At 66.9% G+C, this 20,932-nt stretch carries 17 protein-coding genes and 1 riboswitch; of the genes, 14 read left to right on the forward strand and 3 right to left on the reverse strand.

The features are described 5' to 3' along the window. Positions 1-190: 190 nt before the first annotated feature. The 3 genes from AC4LGL_RS23470 (at position 191) to AC4LGL_RS23480 (ending at position 2,909) form a co-directional block, all read left to right on the forward strand. Entirely contained in the window at positions 191-856 is a 666-nt protein-coding gene (locus AC4LGL_RS23470; protein ID WP_463793777.1) for an Rv1815 family serine proteinase, read from the forward strand. 65 nt (positions 857-921) lie between these two features. Continuing rightward, positions 922-1,416 carry a VOC family protein gene (locus AC4LGL_RS23475; protein ID WP_491840861.1) on the forward strand — a complete coding sequence of 165 codons (495 nt, stop codon included), beginning with the start codon at positions 922-924 and terminating at the stop codon, positions 1,414-1,416. Continuing rightward, positions 1,413-2,909 carry an FAD-binding protein gene (locus AC4LGL_RS23480; RefSeq protein ID WP_491840862.1) on the forward strand — a complete coding sequence of 499 codons (1,497 nt, stop codon included), beginning with the start codon at positions 1,413-1,415 and terminating at the stop codon, positions 2,907-2,909. The genes AC4LGL_RS23475 and AC4LGL_RS23480 overlap by 4 nt, the downstream gene beginning before the upstream one ends. Here AC4LGL_RS23480 and AC4LGL_RS23485 read toward each other — a convergent pair. Both AC4LGL_RS23485 and AC4LGL_RS23490 read right to left on the reverse strand, forming a co-directional pair. After that, positions 2,906-4,819 (reverse strand): ABC transporter ATP-binding protein/permease, encoded by a 1,914-nt coding sequence (locus tag AC4LGL_RS23485; protein ID WP_491840863.1) that lies wholly within the window; start codon positions 4,817-4,819, stop codon positions 2,906-2,908. The genes AC4LGL_RS23480 and AC4LGL_RS23485 overlap by 4 nt on opposite strands. A 32-nt stretch (positions 4,820-4,851) precedes the next feature. Beyond that, positions 4,852-6,777 (reverse strand): ABC transporter ATP-binding protein/permease, encoded by a 1,926-nt coding sequence (locus AC4LGL_RS23490; protein WP_491840864.1) that lies wholly within the window; start codon positions 6,775-6,777, stop codon positions 4,852-4,854. 107 nt (positions 6,778-6,884) lie between these two features. On the opposite strand from AC4LGL_RS23490, the gene secA2 reads away from it, so the two are divergent. The 11 genes from secA2 to gcvP all read left to right on the forward strand — a co-directional run bounded on the left by secA2 (position 6,885) and on the right by gcvP (position 18,544). Then, positions 6,885-9,230 carry an accessory Sec system translocase SecA2 gene (secA2, locus tag AC4LGL_RS23495; RefSeq protein WP_491840865.1) on the forward strand — a complete coding sequence of 782 codons (2,346 nt, stop codon included), beginning with the start codon at positions 6,885-6,887 and terminating at the stop codon, positions 9,228-9,230. A 9-nt stretch (positions 9,231-9,239) separates the two neighbouring features. Next, positions 9,240-9,863: a CDP-alcohol phosphatidyltransferase family protein gene (locus tag AC4LGL_RS23500; RefSeq protein ID WP_491840866.1), complete on the forward strand. Its 624-nt coding sequence runs from the start codon at positions 9,240-9,242 to the stop codon at positions 9,861-9,863. Further along, entirely contained in the window at positions 9,860-10,759 is a 900-nt protein-coding gene (locus AC4LGL_RS23505) for a DUF881 domain-containing protein (protein WP_491840867.1), read from the forward strand. Before AC4LGL_RS23500 ends, AC4LGL_RS23505 begins: the two co-directional genes overlap by 4 nt. A 28-nt stretch (positions 10,760-10,787) precedes the next feature. After that, on the forward strand, positions 10,788-11,120 hold the full coding sequence (locus tag AC4LGL_RS23510) for a small basic family protein (protein ID WP_036449743.1): 333 nt from the start codon (positions 10,788-10,790) through the stop codon (positions 11,118-11,120). 163 nt (positions 11,121-11,283) lie between these two features. Continuing rightward, positions 11,284-12,036, forward strand: coding sequence for a DUF881 domain-containing protein (locus AC4LGL_RS23515; protein WP_491840981.1), 753 nt, complete (start codon positions 11,284-11,286; stop codon positions 12,034-12,036). A gap of 37 nt (positions 12,037-12,073) precedes the next feature. Further along, positions 12,074-12,469 carry a glycine cleavage system protein GcvH gene (gene gcvH, locus AC4LGL_RS23520; RefSeq protein WP_055114551.1) on the forward strand — a complete coding sequence of 132 codons (396 nt, stop codon included), beginning with the start codon at positions 12,074-12,076 and terminating at the stop codon, positions 12,467-12,469. A 189-nt stretch (positions 12,470-12,658) separates the two neighbouring features. Continuing rightward, positions 12,659-13,138, forward strand: coding sequence for a glycogen accumulation regulator GarA (gene garA, locus AC4LGL_RS23525; protein WP_055114548.1), 480 nt, complete (start codon positions 12,659-12,661; stop codon positions 13,136-13,138). Between the two features lie 3 nt (positions 13,139-13,141). Beyond that, complete coding sequence (gene ftsR / locus AC4LGL_RS23530) at positions 13,142-13,891, forward strand: transcriptional regulator FtsR (protein ID WP_491840868.1); 750 nt, start codon at positions 13,142-13,144, stop codon at positions 13,889-13,891. Positions 13,892-14,001: 110 nt separating this feature from the next. Further along, entirely contained in the window at positions 14,002-14,496 is a 495-nt protein-coding gene (locus tag AC4LGL_RS23535; protein WP_055114544.1) for a bifunctional nuclease family protein, read from the forward strand. 231 nt (positions 14,497-14,727) lie between these two features. After that, entirely contained in the window at positions 14,728-15,348 is a 621-nt protein-coding gene (locus AC4LGL_RS23540) for a MerR family transcriptional regulator (protein WP_036387126.1), read from the forward strand. 106 nt (positions 15,349-15,454) lie between these two features. Continuing rightward, positions 15,455-15,553, forward strand: a riboswitch (glycine riboswitch). 153 nt (positions 15,554-15,706) lie between these two features. Further along, positions 15,707-18,544 (forward strand): aminomethyl-transferring glycine dehydrogenase, encoded by a 2,838-nt coding sequence (gcvP, locus tag AC4LGL_RS23545; RefSeq protein ID WP_491840869.1) that lies wholly within the window; start codon positions 15,707-15,709, stop codon positions 18,542-18,544. 110 nt (positions 18,545-18,654) lie between these two features. Here the strand turns inward: gcvP and AC4LGL_RS23550 are convergent, their stop codons facing one another. Beyond that, the gene (locus AC4LGL_RS23550) at positions 18,655-20,925 is read right to left on the reverse strand and encodes a substrate-binding domain-containing protein (RefSeq protein WP_491840870.1); all 2,271 of its coding nucleotides are present in this window, start codon (positions 20,923-20,925) and stop codon (positions 18,655-18,657) included. Positions 20,926-20,932 lie beyond the last annotated feature (7 nt).

A 20,932-nucleotide genomic window follows, 5' to 3' on the forward strand; every position in this document is an offset into this window, starting at 1 on the left:
CAAGACGCACGGCCCGGACCAGCTGGTCCGGGCCGTCGTTGTTTCTGGCATTGGATCTCGCGGGTTGTGGGTACCCCCGGTAACGAAGTTGCCGCCTGACCGATATTGAAATCGGTAGGGTGACTTTCACCACGTCCGAAAACGAGGGAGGCCGGCCGTGAACAGTTGGCTTGGTGGGGCGATACGGGTGATGGCGGTGGTGCCGGTGGCGGGGCTGCTGGCATGTCCGGTACCGACGGCGGCTGCGGCGGGTTCGCTGGTGTACCCGGGGATGGAGATTCGCCAAGGCACCAATTTGTGCACCCTCGGATTCGTGGACCAGGGGAGCCGCGTCGGATTCACCGCCGGGCATTGCCGCGGCGGCGGGCCGGTGAACGACCGGGACGGCAATTTCATCGGGCACATGGGTTCGTTCCGGGACAACACGCCCGACGGCGCCACAGTCGATACCAATCACATGATCTCCGATTGGGAGACCATCCAGTTGGCCGGGGACGTCGTGGTGAACAACATCCTGCCGGGTGGGCGGATGCTGGTGGAGGATCCCGCCGTGGTGCCGACGGTCGGGGCCCCGGTCTGTCACTTCGGCGTGGTGACCGGAGAAACCTGCGGCACCGTCGAGGCCGTGAACAACGGCTGGTTCACGATGGCCAACGGTGTGGTCAGCCAAAAAGGCGATTCCGGTGGACCGGTATACATCGTCACCCCCGATGGCCGTGCTGCCATCGTCGGGATGTTCAACAGCACGTGGGGTAACTATCCGGCCGCGGTCTCCTGGCAGAACGCCAGTGGCCAGGCCCGCGGTGACGGCGCGCCGCTCGCCGGCGAGGTCTCGAATCTCGTCGGGCAACCCTGACTCGCCGTTCCGCTAACTAGAACACGTTCTAGCCATCCTGGCGGGTGGGCGATATTGTCATGGCGATGCTTAATCAGACACCTGTCCAGATCGCCTGGGTCACCGCTGATCTGGACGCCACCGAACAGGTCTTGTCCACCCTGCTGGGCGCGCGCCGGTGGGTGCGCATGCCTGCGGTGCATTTCAGCCCGCAGACGTGCCGATACCGGGGCAAGCCTGCCGATTTCGTCGCCGACATCTCGCTGAGCTACGCCGGCGACACCCAACTGGAACTGATCGCACCGGTCAGCGGCGAGAGCGTCTACGCCGAGTTCCTCGAACGACACGGGTCCGGCCTGCACCACATCTGTGTCGAGGCAGCCGACCCAGAGGCATTCGACGCAAGACTGCGCGACGCCGAAGGCGACGGGACGCCCGTGGTGTGTGACGGCGAGATGCCCGGGGGAATGAGATTCGCCTACCTGTCGGCCGAAGGGGCCGGGGTGCCGTATCTGGAGATCGCTTACATCCCGCCCGAGATCCGGGCGTTCTTCGAGTATGTGAAACAGGAGCAGCAGTGAAGGAAATCCCCGAGGTCCTGGAGGCCTCCGAGGTCGTCGCCCGCGAATCCTGGTCCGACGAGTTCGATGTCGTGGTGATCGGATTCGGCATCGCCGGAGGTTGCGCAGCGGTCAGTGCTGCCGCCGAGGGTGCCCGGGTCCTGGTGTTGGAGAAGGCCGCGGCGGCCGGAGGCACCACCGCGATGGCCGGCGGGCACTTCTATCTCGGCGGCGGAACCGCGGTGCAGGAGGCCACCGGGCACCCCGACACCGCCGAGGAGATGTACAAGTACCTGGTCGCCGTCTCGCGCGAACCTGATCTGGCCAAGATCCGCGCCTACAGCGACGGTAGCGTCGAACACTTCAATTGGCTTGAGGCGCTGGGCTTTCAGTTCGAGCGCAGCTTCTACCCGGGCAAGGTGGTGGTCCCGCCGGGCACCGAGGGGCTGTCCTACACCGGCAACGAGAAGGTCTGGCCGTTCACCGAGCAGGCCGCGCCGGCGCCTCGCGGGCACTCGGTTCCCGTGCCCGGCGAGTTGGGCGGCGCGGCGATGGTCATCGACCTCCTGCTGAAGCGCGCCGAGACGCTGGGCGTCACGATCCGCTACGAGGTGGGAGCCACCAACCTGATCGTCGACGGCGATGCGGATGACCGCCCCGTGGTCGGGGTGAAGTGGAAGCACTTCGGCGAAACCGGTTGCGTCAAAGCGAAATCGGTCATCATCACGGCCGGGGGATTCGCGATGAACCCCGAGATGGTCGCCGAATACACCCCGGCGCTGGGCAAGAAGCGTCGCACCAAGCACCACGGTGAGGTGGAGCCCTACATCCTGGGCAACCCCAACGACGACGGCCTGGGCATCCGGATGGGTGTCGCGGCAGGCGGCGTGGCCAACGGCATGGACCAGTTGTTCATCACCGCGGCGGCCTACCCGCCTGAGATCCTGTTGACCGGCGTGATCGTCAACAACCAGGGCCGGCGCTTCGTCACCGAGGATTCCTACCATTCGCGTACCTCGGCATTCGTCCTGCGACAGCCCGATCAGCAGGCGTACCTCATCGTGGATGAGGAACACATGGAGATGCCGGCCATGCCGCTCATCAAGTTCATCGACGGTTACGAGACGATCGCCGAAGTCGAAGAGGCGCTGGGCATCCCGGCCGGCAACCTGGCGGCGACCCTGGACCGCTACAACGAGCACGCGGCCAATGGCGAGGATCCCGATTTCCACAAGCAGCCCGACTACATCGCGGTGCAGCAGAAGGGCCCGTGGGCGGCGTTCGACCTGTCGCTCGGCATTGCCATGTATTCGGGATTCACGATGGGCGGGTTGACGGTGTCCATCGACGGTGAGGTGCTGCGTGAGGACGGCAGCGTCATCACCGGCCTGTACGCGGCGGGGGCCTGCGCGTCCAACATCGCCCAGGACGGCGAGGGTTACGCCAGCGGCGTCCAACTCGGCGAAGGGTCGTTCTTCGGGCGCCGAGCCGGCACGCACGCAGCGGCACGCTAGGCAGGGTCGCCGAGCAGACTGAGCTGCCATCGACCGTCGCCGAGCAGTTCCAGGCGACGGTCGTGGAGCCGGTTCACGCTGTCCCGGTGACTGATGCTGACCACGATGCAGTCGGGCAGCTCGGTGCGCAGGGTCGAGTACAACGCGTACTGCTGACCGGCATCGAGCGCCGAGGTCGCCTCGTCCAGGAACACCGCAGACGGCCTCGCCAGCAGAATCCGGGCGAACGCGATCCGCTGCTGTTCGCCCGGGGACAGCACCTTTCCCCAATCGGCGTCCTCGTCCAGGCGGGAGGTCAGATTCCCCAGAGCGACCTTGTCGAGTGCGGCCCGGATGTCGTCGTCGCTGTAGGTACCCGCCGGCGCGGGATAGCAGACCACCGTACGGAGATCGCCCAGTGGGGCGTAGGGGAGCTGGGACAGGAACATCACCTCACCCTGCTCGGGATAGCGCACCGTCCCCGATCCGTAGGGCCACAGTCGTGCCAGGCTCCGCAGCAGTGTCGTCTTCCCGGTGCCGGACGGCCCGGTGATGACCAGCGAATCGCCGGGTGCGAGTTGCATGTCGAGGTCGTGCAGCAGCAGATCACCTGCGGGGGAGCGTACCTCGACGTCCTCGAGTTCGACGCCGCCGCCTGCGCTCACCCCGATATCCAATCGCGGTAGCGCCCTTGCCTGTTCGTTTGCGGCGACCAGTCCGTCAAGGCGGATGATGGCGGCTCGGTACCCGGCGAAAGCGTCGTATACCGAACGGAAGAAGCTCAACGAACTCTGCACCCGGTTGAATGCGCTCGCCGACTGCAGGGCGTCGCCGTAGGTGATCTGACCCGCGAACAACCGTGGCGCCTGAACGATCAACGGAAGCGGGTCGATGATCTGGTTGATGGACCGGTTCCAGCCGAGAAACGCGACGCCCCGCAGCACAAGTCGGCGGTAGTTGGTGATCACCTTGGTGAACCGGTCCGACAGCGTGCCACGTTCGGTGCGTTCCCCGTGATAGAAGCCGACCGCTTCGGCGCCGTCGCGGACGCGCACGAGCGCGTACCGGAACGCTGCGTTGGTCAACGAGTTACGGAAGGTCAGGCGGATCATCGGCCGGCCGATCCAGATCGCGACGACGGTCGTGACCGCCACCCACAACAGCGCGATCCAGAACAACGCCTTCGGGACCGTGACACCCAGAAATGTCAAGGGGCCGGCGAGATTCCACAGAATCGGCGTGAACGCCACGACCGAGACGATCGAGTAGACCGATCCGAACAGCAGTGTCTGTGCGGTGGCGACGGTCGGTGTGTTGGTTTCAGGTCCGGTGCCGGTGGTGAAGACGTCGATGTCCTGCTGGATGCGCTGATCCGGGTTGTCGATCGGAGTCCCGCCGAAGCCACCGATGAATCGGCCGCGATAGTAGGCCCGTTGATCGAGCCAGTCCCCGGTGAGTCGGTGGGTGAGCCAGACCCGCCAGCGAACGATGAAGTACTGCATCAGGTACAGGTCGAGCAAGGTGCGGGTGATGTCGGCGGTGACCAGGAGTCCGAAGATGAGGATCGAATGCCAGAAGCCGTCGATGCCCGAGCGGCGCACGGCTTCGTTGCCGGAACCGGTGCCGGAGAACGCCACCTGCAGCGCGGTGGTCTGGTCGTTGACGTAGTAGCTGAACAACACGTCCATCCGGACCGAGACCATCACCGACAGGAGCAGCACCCCCAGCAGCACCCACACCGGAATGCTCTCGCGCCCAAGGAAATAGCCGCCGGTGACGCGCCAGAATTGCCGGCCCCAGGTGGTGATGCGTGCCAGGACGGCCAGGACGGCCACCAGCGCCACCGCCCCGATCGCCCACGCCTTGGCGACCCACAACAGTGATGCCAGGATCTCGTTGCCCCAGTCCAGGGACTGGGTGAACATATCCATACCCCGGGAAGTTACCGGGAACTATCGCCCGATCAGGGTTGCTTGACCAGGTCGGCCGCGTCGTCGTCGACCTCGCCCAAAGTCCAACGGCCGCCGCCGTGCAGCTTCAGATGCTTTTCGTGGTGCTGGCCCACGGTGCTGCGATGGGTGACGCTGACCAGGATGGTGTCCGGCAACTCGGCGCGCACCAGTGCGTACATGGTGTACTCCAGGCCCTCGTCGAGTGCGGACGTGGCCTCGTCGAGGAACACCGCCCGCGGCCGGGTCAACAGGATCCGGGCGAACGCGATGCGTTGTTGCTCGCCGGGGGAGAGCACCTTGGCCCAGTCGGCCACCTCGGACAGACGCTTCGAGCACTGCGGCAGTGACACCTTCTGCAGCGCCGCGTGCAGGTCCTCGTCAGGGATGCTTCCGGGCTTGGCGGGATACGAGACCACCGCCCGGAGATCGCCGAGCGGCACATACGGCATCTGCGACAGGAACATGGTCTCGTGGGCATCGCACGGATAGCGGAAGGTGCCGGTCGCGTAGGGCCACAGCTGCGCCAGGCTCCGGAGCAGTGTGGTCTTGCCGGCGCCGGACTCGCCGGTCACGATCAGCGTGTCACCCGAGTCCAGCCGCAGGTCCAGGTTGTCGACCAGTGGCTCGCCGGCCGGGGTGCGCACCTCGACGGCGTCCAGTTCGACCAGGCAGTCCTTGCTCGGTTCGACCGTCAGCTCGGGCAGGTCGCGGGCCTGTTCGTTGGCCATCACCAGGCCGTGCAGACGCATGATCGACGCCCGCCATCCGGCGAAGGCGTCATAGGAATTACGGAAGAACGACAGCGAATCCTGGATGTTGTTGAACGCCGAGATCGTCTGATTCACCGCACCGAGCTTGATCTCGCCGGTGAACAGCCGAGGAGCCTGCAACACCCAGGGCAGCGGCACGATGATCTGGCTGATCGACAGGTTCCAGCCGTAGAACTTGACCGAGCGGTTGATGAACCGGCGGTAGTTGTTCACGACCGGCTCGAAACGCTCACGCAGCTGGAGTCGTTCGGCGACCTCGCCGCGGTAGAACGCCACGGCCTCGGCGGCGTCGCGCAACCGCACCAGCGCGTACCGGAACGCGGCGTTGTACTTCTCGTTGTTGAACGTCAGTTTGATCAGCGGATGGCCGATCCAGAACGCCACGATGCTGGCGAGGATTACGTAGAACAGTCCGATCACGAACATCGCGCGCGGAATGGTGAAGCCGAACAAGGTGAGGTTCCCGGACAGGTTCCACAGAATCACGGCGAACGAAATGACCGACACCACCGCGTCGATCGCGCCGAACAGCAGCGTGCTCTTGCTGAAGTAGTTGGGGTTGTTCGGCATCGGACCGACGCCGGCGGTGAAGATGTCGATGTCTGACTGGATACGTTGGTCAGGGTTGTCGATGGTGTCGTCGATGAACCGGGTGCGGTAGTAGGCCTTTTCTTTCAGCCAGTCGCCGGTGAGCTCATCGGTCAGCCAGGCCCGCCAGGCCAGCATGAACCGCTGCATGATGAACAGGTCGAGCATGACCCGGGCCACATAGATGACGGCCAGGATGCAGAAGATGCCCAGCGCCACCCAGAAACCGTGGATACCGGACTGTTTGACGGTCTCGTCGTTGGCGGCCAGGCCCTGCACGGCGACCTGCGCGCCGCTCATCATGTCGTTGCCCTGATAGCTGAACAGCACCGTCAGCCGCACACCGGTGACGACCGACAGCAGGATCGTGCCCAACCACAGCCAGACTTTCCCCGAGCCGGGGCCCACGAAATAGGCGCCGGTGATACGCCAGAACTGTCGTCCCCAATGGGTCAGCATGCCGACGGTTATCAGCACGGCCAGCGTGCAGATCGCGGCGATGACCCAGGCGATGGCGATCCACTTCAACGAGGCGACCAGCTCACCGCCCCAGTCCAATGTCGGGGTGAACATCTCCATTCGGGCAAAGTACCCCGACCATGCTGGGCAGGCTCGGCCGATCCGGTTCGGCGTAACGCCTGGGGTCACGCTCGGGGGCACTCGGCGCGTCCGCGTACCGTGAACATGTGCCGAAGACGTCCAGCGCCAAACCGGGCCGCTTGAGCAGCAAGTTCTGGAAGCTACTGGGGGCCAGTACCGAGCGGAACGAGGCCCGGTCGCTCTCAGAGGTCAAGGGAGCAGCCGCGTTCGAAGACAAGGCTGCCAAGCTCGACGACGAGCAGCTCACCAAGGCTGCCAAATTGCTCGAGCTGGAGGACCTGGCCGCCTCCGCGGACATGCCGCAGTTCCTGGCGCTGGCGCGCGAGGCCGCCGAGCGGACGACCGGCCTGCGGCCCTTTGACGTACAGCTGCTCGGGGCCCTGCGCATGCTCGCCGGCGACATCGTCGAGATGGCCACCGGTGAGGGCAAAACCCTGTCCGGGGCGATCGCCGCGGCCGGCTACGCCATCGGCGGCCGGCACGTGCATGTCATCACCATCAACGACTACCTGGCCAAGCGTGACGCGGAATGGATGGGTCCGCTGCTGGAGAGTCTTGGTTTGACGGTCGGCTGGATCACCGAGGATTCGACCGCCGAAGAGCGGCGTGCGGCCTACGCGTGCAACGTCACCTATGCGTCGGTCAACGAGATCGGGTTCGACGTCCTGCGTGACCAGCTGGTCACCGATGTCGAAGATCTGGTGTCACCCAACCCCGACGTCGCGCTGATCGACGAGGCCGACTCGGTGCTGGTCGACGAGGCGCTGGTGCCGCTGGTGCTGGCCGGCACCAGCCACCGGGAGCAGCCTCGCGTCGAGGTCATCCGGATGGTCGGCGACCTCACCGCCGGAACGGATTACGACACCGACGACGACAACCGCAACGTGCACCTCACCGAGGCCGGTGCCCGCAAGCTGGAGGCCCGCCTCGGCAACATCGACCTGTACTCGGAGGAGCACGTCGCCACCACGCTCACCGAGGTCAACGTCGCGCTGCACGCGCACGTGCTGCTCCAGCGCGACGTGCACTACATCGTCCGGGACGGCGCGGTGCACCTGATCAACGCGTCCCGCGGCCGGATCGCCTCGTTGCAGCGCTGGCCGGACGGTCTGCAGGCGGCGGTCGAGGCCAAGGAAGGCATCGAGACCACCGAGACCGGTGAAGTGCTCGACACCATCACGGTGCAGGCGCTGGTCAATCGGTATCCCACGGTGTGCGGCATGACCGGTACCGCGCTGGCCGCCGGCGAGCAGTTGCGCCAGTTCTACAAGCTCGGGGTGTCGCCGATCCCGCCGAACAAGCCCAACGTCCGCGAGGACGAGACGGACCGGGTGTACCTCACCGAGGCCGCGAAGAACCACGCCATCGTCGAGCACATCGCCGAGGTGCACGAGACCGGTCAACCGATCCTCGTCGGCACCCACGACGTGGCCGAGTCCGAAGACCTGCACCGCAGGCTGGTCAAGGCGGGCGTTCCCGCCGTCGTGCTCAACGCCAAGAACGACGCCGAAGAAGCCTCCGTGATCGCCGAGGCAGGCAAGCTCGGCTCGGTCACGGTGTCCACCCAGATGGCCGGCCGCGGCACCGACATCCGCCTGGGCGGATCCGATGCCGCCGACGACTCGGCCGACAAGGAGAAGGTGGCCGACCTCGGCGGGCTGCACGTGGTCGGCACGGGCCGGCACCACACCGAACGCCTGGACAACCAGTTGCGTGGCCGCGCCGGACGTCAGGGCGATCCCGGGTCGACGGTGTTCTTCTCCAGCTGGGAGGACGAGGTGGTCGCGGCTCACCTCGACGAAACCAAGTTGCCGACCGAAACCGACGAGGACGGCCGGGTCAGCGCACCCAAGGCGGCCGGTCTGCTCGATCATGCGCAGCGGGTCGCCGAGGGCCGACTGCTCGACGTACACGCCAACACCTGGCGCTACAACCAGCTCATCGCCCAGCAGCGCGCCATCATCGTGGAGCGCCGCGAAACCCTGCTGCGCACCGATACCGCACGCCAGGAGCTCGAGGCGCGCTCGCCCGAGCGCTACGCCAAGCTGGCCGAGGGCCTGGGTGAGGACGCCGAGGAGAAGCTCACCAAGATCTGCCGGTTGATCATGCTCTACCACCTCGACCGCGGTTGGTGCGATCACCTGGCCTTCCTGGCCGACATCCGCGAGAGCATCCATCTGCGGGCACTGGGCCGGCAGAACCCGCTCGACGAGTTCCACCGGATGGCCGTCGACGCGTTCGCCTCGCTGGCCGCCGACGCCATCGAGGCCGCCCAGCAGACCTTCGACACCGCGGAGGACATCGAGGACGAGCCGGGCATCGATCTGTCGAAGCTGGCGCGGCCGACGTCGACGTGGACGTACATGGTCCACGACAACCCGCTCAACGACGACACCATGTCGGCGCTGAGCCTGCCGGGTGTGTTCCGCTAGGTTTTAGACATGGACCACGCGCCTGCTCCTGAGGGCAGGAGCGCTCCGGCGCCGGATGCCGGACGCGACCGGGTGCTCACGGTGCCCAACGCGCTCAGTGCGCTGCGCCTCGTGTTGGTGCCGGTATTCCTGTGGCTGCTGTTCGGTGCTCACGCCAACGGCTGGGCCGTGGCGATCCTGATGTTCAGCGGCTTCTCCGACTGGGCCGACGGCAAGATCGCGCGCCTCGTCGACAATCAGTCGTCGCGGCTCGGCGAACTACTCGACCCCTTCGTCGACCGGATCTACATGATCACCGTGCCGGTCGCCCTCGCGCTGTACGGCGTGGTGCCGTGGTGGGTGGTGCTGACCCTGCTCGGACGCGACGTGGTGCTCGCCGCGACGTTGCCGCTCCTGCGTAGGCGTGGGCTGACCGCGCTGCCGGTGACGTATCTGGGTAAGGCCGCCACCTTTGCGCTGATGTCCGGATTCCCGTGGGTGCTGCTCGGTCAGTGGGATGCGACGTGGAGCCGGGTGGCACTGGCCTGCGGATGGGCCTTCCTGCTGTGGGGTGTGGCGCTCTACCTGTGGTCGGCCGTGCTGTACCTGGTTCAGGTGGGCATGGTGGTGCGACAACTCCCCGTCAGATCATGAGCACGCTGGGCGGCTACGAGTCGGGGGCAGGACTCAACGACCACGAGGCCCACGCGCCCAAGCGGATCCCGCTGCCCTCACTGCTGCGGTCGTTGCTCTCGGAGCACCTCGACCCGGGCTACGCCGCCGCCGCGGCGGCCCGTGAGACCGGCGGGAGGCCGCACCGGCGAATCCGGGATTTCGCGTGGTTGGTGGTAGGTGTGGGGGCGATCGCGACAGTGTTCGCGGTGGCGGCCGGCCAGGCCCAGACCGCGGCGCCCGCGGCCCGCGAAGCCCAGCACACCCTGGCCGGGCGGGTGCGGGCGGCGCAGCTCGGTGCCGACAAGGCCAGTTCCGAACGCGATGCACTCGTCGATCAGGTGGACGCCGAGCGACGCAGCAGACTCGGCATGGACGAGAACGGCCAGCATCTGCTCGGCAGTCTGGACACCGCCAACATCGAAGCGGCCGCCATCCCGATGATCGGTCCCGGGTTGACCGTCACGGTCACCGATCCCGGGCTGTCCAAGGACCTCAGCGACGTGTCGAAACAGCGGGTTGCCGGTGGGCAGCAGATCATCCTGGACCGGGACCTGCAGCTGGTGGTGAATTCGCTGTGGGCCAGTGGCGCAGAGGCGGTTTCGGTCGGCGGCGTGCGGGTCGGCGCCGGGGTGACGATCCGTCAGGCGGGAGGCGGGATTCTGGTCGACAACCAGCCGATCACCAGTCCGTATGCCATTGTGGCCATCGGACCGCCGAAGGGGATGGCCGACGCTTTCGACCGCACCCCGGGTCTGCAGCGGCTCCGGTTGTTGGAGACTTCCTACGGGGTAGGGGTGAACGTGAGTGCGGGTGACGGCCTGACCGTGCCCGCGGTGTCGGTGCGAGATGTCAACTTCGCCAAACAGATTGGATAGGCCTGAGGTGCACAGGATGGACCGCTAGATGATCGGGATCGTCGCACTGGTCGTCGGGATCGTGCTCGGGTTGGTGTTCCACCCCAGCGTTCCCGACTTCGTCGAGCCGTACCTGCCCATCGCCGTCGTGGCGGCGTTGGATGCGGTGTTCGGTGGGTTGCGCGCCTACCTGGAGCGCATATTCGACGCCAAGGTGTTCGTGGTCTCGTTCGTGTTCAACGTGTTGGTGGCGGCGTTGATCGTGTATGTCGGTGATCAGCTCGGCGTCGGTACCCAGCTGTCGACGGCGATCATCGTGGTCCTCGGCATCCGGATCTTCGGCAATGCCGCCGCATTGCGGCGCAGGTTGTTCGGTGCGTGACATGAGCGACGCCGAGCCCCCACCCAAGAAAGACCCGGCCGAGCCGACCGAGGACCACCCGGCTGAGCCGACCGAGCCGACTGAGCCCGCTGAGCCGACTGAGCCCGCTGAGCCGGACCGGCCCGAGCCGCAGCCCGAGGCCGAGCACCACGGCCGCCACGAGATGCCCGCCGATGTCTCGCCGCGCCGGTTCCGGAATCTGCGGATCGTGCGCCGCAGCCGTTCGCAGCTGGTGTTCGGCGCGCTCGGCGTGTTGCTGTGCATCCTGCTGGGCATGGCGATCGTCACGCAGGTCCGCCAGAACGAGTCAGGGGATTCGCTGGAGACCGCGCGCCCGGCGGATCTGCTGGTGCTGCTCGACTCCCTGCAGCAACGTGAGGGCTCGCTCAACACCGAGGTGGCCGACCTGCAGCGGACACTGCAGCAGCTGCAGGCCTCGGGCAGCAGTGACCAGGCCGCGATCGAGAACGCCCAGTCCCGGCTGGAGGCCCTGTCCATCCAGATCGGCACGGTGGGCGCCACGGGACCCGGCGTGACGCTCACCATAGAAGACAATGCGCCCGGCGTTCCCGCCGAGACCATGCTCGATGTGATCAACGAGTTGCGCGCCGCGGGCGCCGAGGCCCTCGAGATCCGCGGTGGCGATCAGCAGGCCGCCGTTCGGGTCGGCATCGACACCTGGATCGTCGGCACGCCCGGGGCGCTCACCGTCGACGAGGTGACCCTGCGGCCGCCGTATTCGGTTCTGGCCATAGGGGACCCGCCGACCCTGGCCGCCGCGATGAACATTCCCGGCGGGGCAATGGACAGTGTCAAGCGTGTCGGCGGCACGATGGTGATACAACAAGCCGAGCGTGTCGACGTCACCGCCTTGCGACAACCGAAACCACGCCAATACGCTCAGCCCGTCAAGTGAGCACAGCAACACCAACCGCCCGACCATAAGGAGCGCCGTGAGCGACATCCCAGCCGACCTCTACTACACCTCGGAGCACGAGTGGGTACAGCGCACCGGTGACGACACGGTGCGCGTCGGCATCACCGACTACGCACAGTCCGCCCTCGGCGATGTGGTGTTCGTCCAACTGCCCGACGTCGGTGCCCAGCTGGCTGCAGGCGATGCCTTCGGTGAGGTCGAATCCACCAAGTCGGTGTCGGATCTCTACGCTCCCGTCGCGGCGAAAGTCGTTGCGGTCAACGGTGATCTGGACGGCAGTCCTCAGCTGGTCAACTCCGACCCCTACGGCGAAGGCTGGCTGGTCGATCTGCGGCTCGAGGAAGGCACGCTCGAGGACGCCCTGGCCGGTTTGCTCGACGCGGACGGCTACCGCGCCGCCGTGACCGAGTGAGTAATTGTTAGGGTTTCGAAGGCCGGTCGCCGAGACCGGTTCGGCCGTACCCGGCGCGCAGATATCTTCCCCATCGGATCCGGCGGTGGTGGACACAACGATGCCTGATGCGCGGTACGGTCGACGTGAGACCGACGATGGGCTGGGGCCGCGCCGGCCAACGCCACAGCAGCCAGTGAGGAGCAGCGGGTGACGGACAAGGACAGCAATTTGGGGGCCGACCAGTCGGAAGACGTGACGGTGGAAACCACATCGGTTTTCCGCGCGGACTTTTTGAACGAACTGGATGCGCCCGCAACGGCCGGTACCGAAGGCGCCGTCTCCGGCGTCGAGGGCCTGCCCGCGGGTTCGGCATTGCTGGTCGTCAAGCGTGGACCGAACGCCGGATCGCGTTTCCTGCTCGATCAGCCGACCACGTCGGCCGGGCGGCACCCGGACAGCGACATTTTTCTCGATGACGTCACGGTGAGTCGTCGACACGCCGAGTTCCGGTTGGAGAGCGGTGAGTTCCAGGTTGTCGATGTCGGCAGCCTCAACGGCACGTACGTCAACCGCGAGCCGGTCGATTCGGCCGTCCTCGCCAACGGCGACGAAGTGCAGATCGGGAAGTTCCGCCTGGTGTTCCTCACCGGCCCCCGGTCTGACGACGACAGCGGCCCCACCAGCTAGCCGATGACTGCCCCCGACAGACCTGCGCTGGCCGGGATGTCGATCGGCGCAGTGCTGGACCTGCTGCGGGGCGACTTTCCGGATGTCAGCATCTCCAAGATCCGGTTCCTCGAGGCCGAGGGACTGGTCACGCCGCAGCGCACCGCGTCGGGGTACCGGCGGTTCACTGCATACGACTGTGCGCGGTTGCGGTTCATCCTGACCGCTCAGCGTGACCAGTACCTGCCGTTGAAGGTGATCAAGGCTCAGTTGGACGCCCAGCCCGACGGTGAACTGCCGGAGGCCGGATCGGCCTACGGGGTGCCCCGTCTCGTCGGGGTGTCTGAGAGTGGGGGCGACGGAGTGGACGGCGCCGCCGGCTTGTCGGCGGTGGCGCCGACCCAGGTCCGGCTCTCCCGTGAAGACCTGTTGACCCGGTCGGGCATCGACGAGGAGATGCTGGGGGCGTTGGTTCGCAACGGCATCATCACCGCCGGGCCCGCTGGGTTTTTCGACGAGCATTCCGTGGTGATCGCGCAGTGCGCACGCGCCCTGGGTGACTACGGCGTCGAGCCCAGGCACCTGCGGGCATTTCGCTCCGCGGCTGACCGGCAATCCGACCTGATCGCCCAGATCGCCGGCCCGGTGGGCAAGGCGGGCAAGGCCGGCGCGCGGGACCGGGCCGATGACCTGGCCCGTGAAGTGGCAGCCCTGGTGATCACTCTGCACACGTCGCTGATCAAGTCCGCCGTACGCGACGTTCTGGATCGCTGAGGACTAGACTCGTTTCGACGGCCAGTTCGTCTAAGTCGGGACCCCTGAGGCGAACTGGCGAAGGACGAAGATTCGACGAAACGGCACGGCGGTGCGGAGGGCAGGCACAGATGGCTGAGGTTCGCGTGGTCGGCATTCGGGTGGAACAGCCGCAGAACCAGCCCGTGTTGCTGTTGCGGGAATCCAACGGTGACCGCTATCTCCCGATCTGGATCGGGCAGTCGGAGGCCGCCGCGATCGCGCTGGAACAGCAGGGCGTCGAGCCCGCCCGGCCACTCACTCACGACCTGATCCGAGATGTCATTGCCGCCCTTGGGCATTCACTCAAAGAGGTGCGGATCGTCGACCTGCAGGAAGGCACGTTCTACGCCGACCTGATCTTCGACCGCGACATCACGGTGTCGGCCCGCCCCTCGGACTCGGTGGCGATCGCTCTGCGCGTCGGCGTGCCGATCTACGTGGAGGAGGCGGTGCTGGCCGAGGCCGGCCTGCTGATTCCCGACGAGAACGACGAAGAGGCTGCGGGCACCGTCCGTGAGGACGAGGTCGAGAAGTTCAAGGAGTTCCTCGACAGCGTTTCGCCGGACGACTTCAAGGCGACATGAGCGTCGCCCGCGCCTTGCAGGTCACGGGTACATCTCAAGTGGGTATACCGGTGTCGACACGCGGCGCGGGAGACAATCGGGCGGGAATTCGGACGCCATACTTTCTTCACAGCGGGCAATCAGGGCCCGACGGGAAGCGTATGCTCGACACATTCGAGCTCACAGCAAACCGTCGAGGCACAAGTCGCTGCGGGATAACGCGGGCGAGTTCGAACGGCGAGAGGATTCACAGTGGGTGACACGCCACGGCAGGAAGAACTGGATCTGACCACCGGGAGCGGCGCGGAGCCGCCTGTCAGGCCAGCTGGCGAACCCGTGCAGGGCGGGCTGTTCCCCGATGATTCGGTGCCTGACGAACTGGTCGGTTACCGCGGGCCCAGCGCCTGCCAGATCGCCGGTATCACCTACCGGCAGCTGGACTACTGGGCACGTACCTCCCTGGTGGTCCCATCCATCCGGGGCGCCGCGGGCTCGGGCAGCCAGCGTCTGTACTCGTTCAAGGACGTCCTGGTCCTCAAGATCGTCAAGCGGTTGCTGGACACCGGCATCTCGTTGCACAACATTCGGGTTGCGGTCGATCACCTGCGCCAGCGTGGCGTGCAGGATCTGGCCAACATCACCCTGTTCTCCGACGGCACCACGGTCTACGAATGCACGTCGGCCGAAGAGGTCGTGGATCTGCTGCAGGGCGGCCAGGGCGTGTTCGGCATCGCGGTGTCCGGCGCCATGCGTGAGCTGACCGGCACCATCGCCGATTTCCCGGGTGAGCGTGCCGATGGCGGTGAGTCCATCGCGTCACCCGAGGATGAGCTGGCGTCGCGGCGCAAAAGCCGCGACCGCAAGATCGGCTGAGCCACCCCCGCGCACCGTCACTTAGGTACCCCTCGACCGGCGTCGAGGGGTACGTTCGCGTCTGGTCGCCGACACCGGTGCGCTGCCGGTAGAATTGCCGACGCATCGCCCTCGTGCGGGAGAGTTTCGTGACAGCCAGCCACGGACGCCGAAGGAGCAATACCTCTCCGTCAACCTCTCAGGCACCCAGGACCGCGCCAGGCCCCGATGCCTCTGGAAAGTGGTACCCGCTGGGTACCCGCCCATGGGGAAAAGTCCTGTACCGGGGCTGAATCTCTCAGGCACCCGGACCGGGTCGACGACAGAGGGAGAGGGACTGCTACGACGTCCGAGTACGTCTGCGCCTCAGGAGAGTGTCGTGTCCGACCAGCATCAATCGCGTTTCTCCGATCGTCACATCGGCCCAGACGCCTCCGCCGTTGCTGCCATGCTCGACGTGATCGGCGTGGCATCCCTCGACGAGCTCGCCGCCAAGGCGCTGCCCGCAGGCATTCTCGACGCGCTGGCGGCCGATGGGGTGGCCCCGGGTCTCGAAGCTCTGCCCGCGCCGGCCACCGAGGAGCAGTCCCTAGCCGAGTTGCGCGCGTTGGCCGACTCCAACACGACCGCGGTCTCGATGATCGGGCAGGGCTACTTCGACACGTTCACGCCCGCCGTGCTGCGGCGCAACATCCTTGAGAACCCCGCGTGGTACACCGCCTACACCCCGTATCAGCCCGAGATCAGCCAGGGCCGGCTCGAGGTGCTGCTGAACTTCCAAACCATGGTGTCGGACCTGACCGGACTTGAGGTGGCCAACGCCTCGATGCTCGACGAAGGCACCGCCGCGGCCGAGGCCATGACCCTGATGCACCGCGCGACCAAATCCAAGACGAACCGTCTGCTGGTCGACACCGATGTCTACGCGCAGACCGCGGCGGTGCTGGCCACGCGCGCGCAGCCGCTCGGCATCGAGATCGTCACCACGGACCTGCGTCAGGGGTTGCCCGAGGGTGAGTTCTTCGGCGTCATCGTGCAGCTGCCGGGAGCGAGTGGCCGCGTGGACGACTGGACGGGGCTGATCGCCGAGGCGCATGAGCGTGGCGGACTGGTGGCGGTGGGCGCAGACCTGCTCGCGATGACGGTGATTACCCCGCCGGGCGAGATCGGGGCCGACGTCGCTTTCGGGACCAGCCAACGGTTCGGTGTGCCAATGGGATTCGGCGGCCCGCACGCCGGCTATCTGGCGGTGCACGCCAAGCATGCCCGGCAGTTGCCGGGCCGGCTGGTCGGTGTCTCTGTCGACGCGGACGGGTCGCCGGCCTACCGGCTGGCGCTGCAGACCCGTGAGCAGCACATCCGCCGGGACAAGGCCACCAGCAACATCTGTACCGCGCAGGTGCTGTTGGCCGTGATGGCCGCGATGTACGCCAGCTACCACGGTGCCGAAGGGTTGACGGCGATCGCCCGCCGCGTGCGGGGCCATGCCGCCGCGATCGCGGCCGCACTCGGCGATGCGCTGGTGCACGACAAGTACTTCGACACTGTGCTGGCCCGGGTTCCCGGACGAGCCGACGCGGTGGTCGCGGCGGCCAAGGCCAAGGGCATCAACCTGTGGCGCGTCGACGCCGACCACGTGTCGGTGTCCTGCGACGAGGCGACCACCGACGAGCATGTGGCCGCGGTCCTGGAGGCATTCGAGCTGGCGCCGGCCGCTGCCGCTGCCGATCAGGTCGAGCGAACCGCCAGAACTTCCAAGTTCCTCACGCATTCGGCGTTCAACTCCTACCGCACCGAGACCGAGATGATGCGGTACCTGCGGATGCTGGCGGACAAGGATATTGCCTTGGACCGCAGCATGATTCCGTTGGGTTCCTGCACGATGAAACTCAATGCGGCGGCCGAGATGGAGCCGATCACCTGGCCCGAGTTCGGCCGTCAGCACCCGTTCGCGCCGGCATCGGACAACCCGGGCCTGCGCAAGGTGATCGCCGATCTGCAGGACTGGCTCACCGGGATCACCGGCTATGACCAGATTTCGTTGCAGCCCAACGCCGGTTCCCAGGGGGAGTACGCCGGTCTGCTGGCGATCAAGGCCTATCACGACTCGCGCGGCGATACCGAGCGTGACCTCTGCCTGATCCCGTCGAGCGCGCACGGCACCAACGCCGCCTCGGCGGCGCTGGCCGGCATGCGCGTCGTGGTGGTGGCCTGCCGGGAGAACGGTGACGTCGACCTCGACGACCTCCGCGCGAAGATCGCCGAGCATGCGGATCGTGTTGCCGCGCTGATGATCACCTATCCGTCGACGCACGGGGTGTACGAGCACGATGTCGCCGACATCTGCGCGGCCGTGCACGACGTGGGTGGCCAGGTCTACGTGGACGGCGCAAACCTCAACGCGCTGGTCGGGTTGGCCCGGCCGGGCCGCTTCGGCGGCGACGTCAGTCACCTGAACCTGCACAAGACGTTCTGCATCCCGCACGGCGGTGGTGGCCCCGGGGTCGGGCCGGTCGCGGTGCGTTCGCATCTGGCGCCGTTCCTGCCGGGCCATCCGCTGGCCGACGAACTGCCCGATGAGCACACCGTCTCGGCGGCACCCTACGGGTCCGCGTCGATTCTGCCGATCACCTGGGCCTACATCCGGATGATGGGGGCCACGGGTCTGCGCGCAGCGACCCTGACCGCGATCGCGTCGGCCAACTATGTGGCCCGCCGCCTCGACGAGTACTACCCGGTGCTCTACACCGGGGAGAACGGCATGGTCGCCCACGAGTGCATCCTGGACCTGCGCGGGATCACCAAGGACACCGGTGTGACCGTGGATGATGTGGCAAAGCGTCTGGCGGACTACGGTTTCCACGCACCGACGATGAGTTTCCCGGTGGCAGGCACGTTGATGGTCGAGCCGACCGAGAGCGAGAGCCTGACCGAGGTCGACGCGTTCTGCGACGCGATGATCGCCATCCGCGCCGAGATCGACCGGGTCGGCTCGGGGGAGTGGTCAGCGGAAGACAACCCGTTGCGCGGCGCCCCGCACACCGCCGAGTGCCTGCTGGTGACGGAGTGGGATCACCCCTACACCCGCGAGCAGGCCGCCTACCCGTTGGGCAAGGGGTTCCGTCCCAAGGTGTGGCCGCCGGTGCGTCGGATCGACGGTGCCTACGGCGACCGGAATCTCGTGTGCTCCTGCCCGCCGGTCGAGGCGTTCGCCTGATACGTCGATTTCCACCTCAGGGTTGTGCCCGGTTGCTCCGGACAACCCTGAGGTAGAAAGTGGCGCGTCGCGGCGTCACGGGTGAGGTACTGCGGGTGCGGTAGTGCGGATCAACCCAGCATGGTGTTGACCGCGCTGGCCAGTTCGGGTGAGGTCGAGCTGGACAGATGCTGGTAGGTGCCGCTGGTCGCCTGCGCGACGGCCTCCCACGTGGCACGGTCCGAGCCGGTGCCGAAGTCGATCACGTTGACCGCGATCGGACGGGCCGGGTCGAATGCGCCGCGGATGTAGTCCTGCAGCCCGGCCCCGTCCAGACTCTGATCGGTGTGTGGTCCGGTGGTGATCAACAGGATCGAGTTGCTCTGGCCCTCACGGTATTTCGACAATGCTTCGGTATAGAGCATGCGGAGCGTGGTGAACGACACCGCGCCGCCACCCGAGGCGGACTGCCCGTCGAGCGTCGAGGTCAGCGCATCGGAGCGTCGCTGCCCGCTGACCGGCTCGGCCAGGGGGCCGGTCGAAATCTCCGACCGACCCTCGGTGCCGTCAAAGGTCCAGAGGCCGACCGCGGCGGTATCGGGCAGTGCCTTGAGCCGGCTGTCTAGCGCGGCCACGACGTTGGCCAGGCGCGACTTGCCGCCCTCTTCGGTCGGCATCGACTGGTCGAGCATGATCGTGACCGCGGGGTTTCCCGACGGTGTGGCCGTGGCGTTGGCCAGCGTCACCCGCATCGAGTTGTCGCCGACCGACAACGGTGCCGCGAGCTGGCTGAAACTGGTGACATCGCTGGACGGCGGCGACGTGCCCTCGGCGCGGAAACCGGCCTTGGCCAATTCGGCGAGCTGTTCAGGCTTGCGCAGATAGCGGGCGAATTCGCTGGCCGCGGTGACCTGTTCCTTCTCCAGCCAGTCGCCGGCCAGCAGCACCGTCGGATAGTCGGCGGTGGCCGTGGGACCGGGCGGCAGCCAGCCGGCCAACGAGGACTTGACGTTGTCGACCGAGGTGGCTCGCTGGAACAGTTGCTGCTCGGTGGTCGCCACCGCATGCACCGGTGCAGTGGCCGCATCGGGGGCGTTGAGCAACGCGTCCAGAGCGGTGCCCAGCTCGGAGTCGTCGAGTTTGGGCTGCCCGTGGAACAGGCTGTTCACGCCGCTCATACCGGACGTCGCCGGCGCGCCCGAAGGAGCCGTTGCCGCCGCGACGGCCTCGGCGGCAAGCAACGCGGCATCGCCGTTGCTGTGGGTCGGCAGGGCAAGTTTGAGCGTGCCCCAACCGGGCAGCTTGAGCGCGTTCATCGCCGCCGGGCTGCTTTGCAGCTGGGGCAGGGTGGCCCAGGTCTGTTGTGCCAGGGCGTCTTTGAGTTGCGGCCGGACCGCCAGTAGCACCGGCGAGGTGACCAGGGACCGGCTGTCGCTGACAGTCTTGGCGCCCGCGGTCGCCTCCAGCCGAGCCTCGGCGATACTGCTGGCCGGAATCCACAGCGCCGGACGGTCACCGAGCTCGCTGGGCCACGCGTTGGCGAAGCCACTGACCACGCGGTCAGAATCGGCGGACTGCACGCGCACCTTCACGCAGCGGTCGCCCACGGGGCTGACCGACTCGTTGTACGTGTTGGCCAGTCCCTCGATGCGGGAGGAGATGGTCGGGTCGGCGATCACCGCGACCCCGAGTTCGCCGTCGACACAGCGTGCGGCTGCGGCGTCGCTGCGGCCGGCGAGCACGTCACCGAAGAACTTCCACAGGATCATCGCGCCGACCACGGCCACGACGGTGACCAGTGCGACGATCACACCGACGCTGACACCCCGGCGCCCGGACTCGACGGCGCGGTGGCTGCCGGTCCACTCACCGTCCCACTCGCCACGCTGGCGGCCCGTCGGGCCGGTCGGCGGCGGCGGATCATCGACGCCGCCCACCGCACCGAACTGGGCGGTCGGCTGATCGTCGGCATACTCCGCGTCGTAGTCGTCGGCGGCATACTGGTCGCGGTAGCCGTCGACGTACTCGTCGTCGTACCCGTCTTCCTCTACGTACTCTGCTTCGTCTACGAACGCGGCTTCGTCGTAATCGGCGTACTCCGAGTCGTGGTAGTCCGATTCGTAGTCGTCGTCCCCGTCGGCGTACTGCGGTGCGCGGTACCCGGGTTCGGGCTCGGCCCGATAACCGCGGTCGTCCCGGTAGCCCGGCTCGTCCCGGTAGGCAGGTGCATCCCGATACCCGCGATCGGGCTGACGCCCGGGCGTGTCGAAGTCATCTTCGGCGTACCGGGACTGCTCGCCGCGGGGACGGTCGTAATCGTCCCGGTAATCGGAGTCCCCGACGTGCCCGTGATCGGGCTCGTCGGGTGCATCCTCAGGGTCGGGAATGCTGTGCCTACCCATTCCTAAC

Source organism: Mycolicibacterium arcueilense (assembly GCF_058536225.1).

What these genes read in the sequence shown, in the direction of transcription:
- AC4LGL_RS23470 (WP_463793777.1), top strand. Translation starts at nt 191, where the DNA reads ATGGCGGTGGTGCCGGTGGCGGGGCTGCTGGCATGTCCGGTACCGACG.
- AC4LGL_RS23475 (WP_491840861.1), top strand. Translation starts at nt 922, where the DNA reads ATGCTTAATCAGACACCTGTCCAGATCGCCTGGGTCACCGCTGATCTG.
- AC4LGL_RS23485 (WP_491840863.1), bottom strand. Translation starts at nt 4,819, where the DNA reads ATGGATATGTTCACCCAGTCCCTGGACTGGGGCAACGAGATCCTGGCA.
- AC4LGL_RS23490 (WP_491840864.1), bottom strand. Translation starts at nt 6,777, where the DNA reads ATGGAGATGTTCACCCCGACATTGGACTGGGGCGGTGAGCTGGTCGCC.
- AC4LGL_RS23500 (WP_491840866.1), top strand. Translation starts at nt 9,240, where the DNA reads ATGGACCACGCGCCTGCTCCTGAGGGCAGGAGCGCTCCGGCGCCGGAT.
- AC4LGL_RS23505 (WP_491840867.1), top strand. Translation starts at nt 9,860, where the DNA reads ATGAGCACGCTGGGCGGCTACGAGTCGGGGGCAGGACTCAACGACCAC.
- AC4LGL_RS23510 (WP_036449743.1), top strand. Translation starts at nt 10,788, where the DNA reads ATGATCGGGATCGTCGCACTGGTCGTCGGGATCGTGCTCGGGTTGGTG.
- AC4LGL_RS23515 (WP_491840981.1), top strand. Translation starts at nt 11,284, where the DNA reads ATGCCCGCCGATGTCTCGCCGCGCCGGTTCCGGAATCTGCGGATCGTG.
- ftsR (WP_491840868.1), top strand. Translation starts at nt 13,142, where the DNA reads ATGACTGCCCCCGACAGACCTGCGCTGGCCGGGATGTCGATCGGCGCA.
- AC4LGL_RS23535 (WP_055114544.1), top strand. Translation starts at nt 14,002, where the DNA reads ATGGCTGAGGTTCGCGTGGTCGGCATTCGGGTGGAACAGCCGCAGAAC.
- AC4LGL_RS23550 (WP_491840870.1), bottom strand. Translation starts at nt 20,925, where the DNA reads ATGGGTAGGCACAGCATTCCCGACCCTGAGGATGCACCCGACGAGCCC.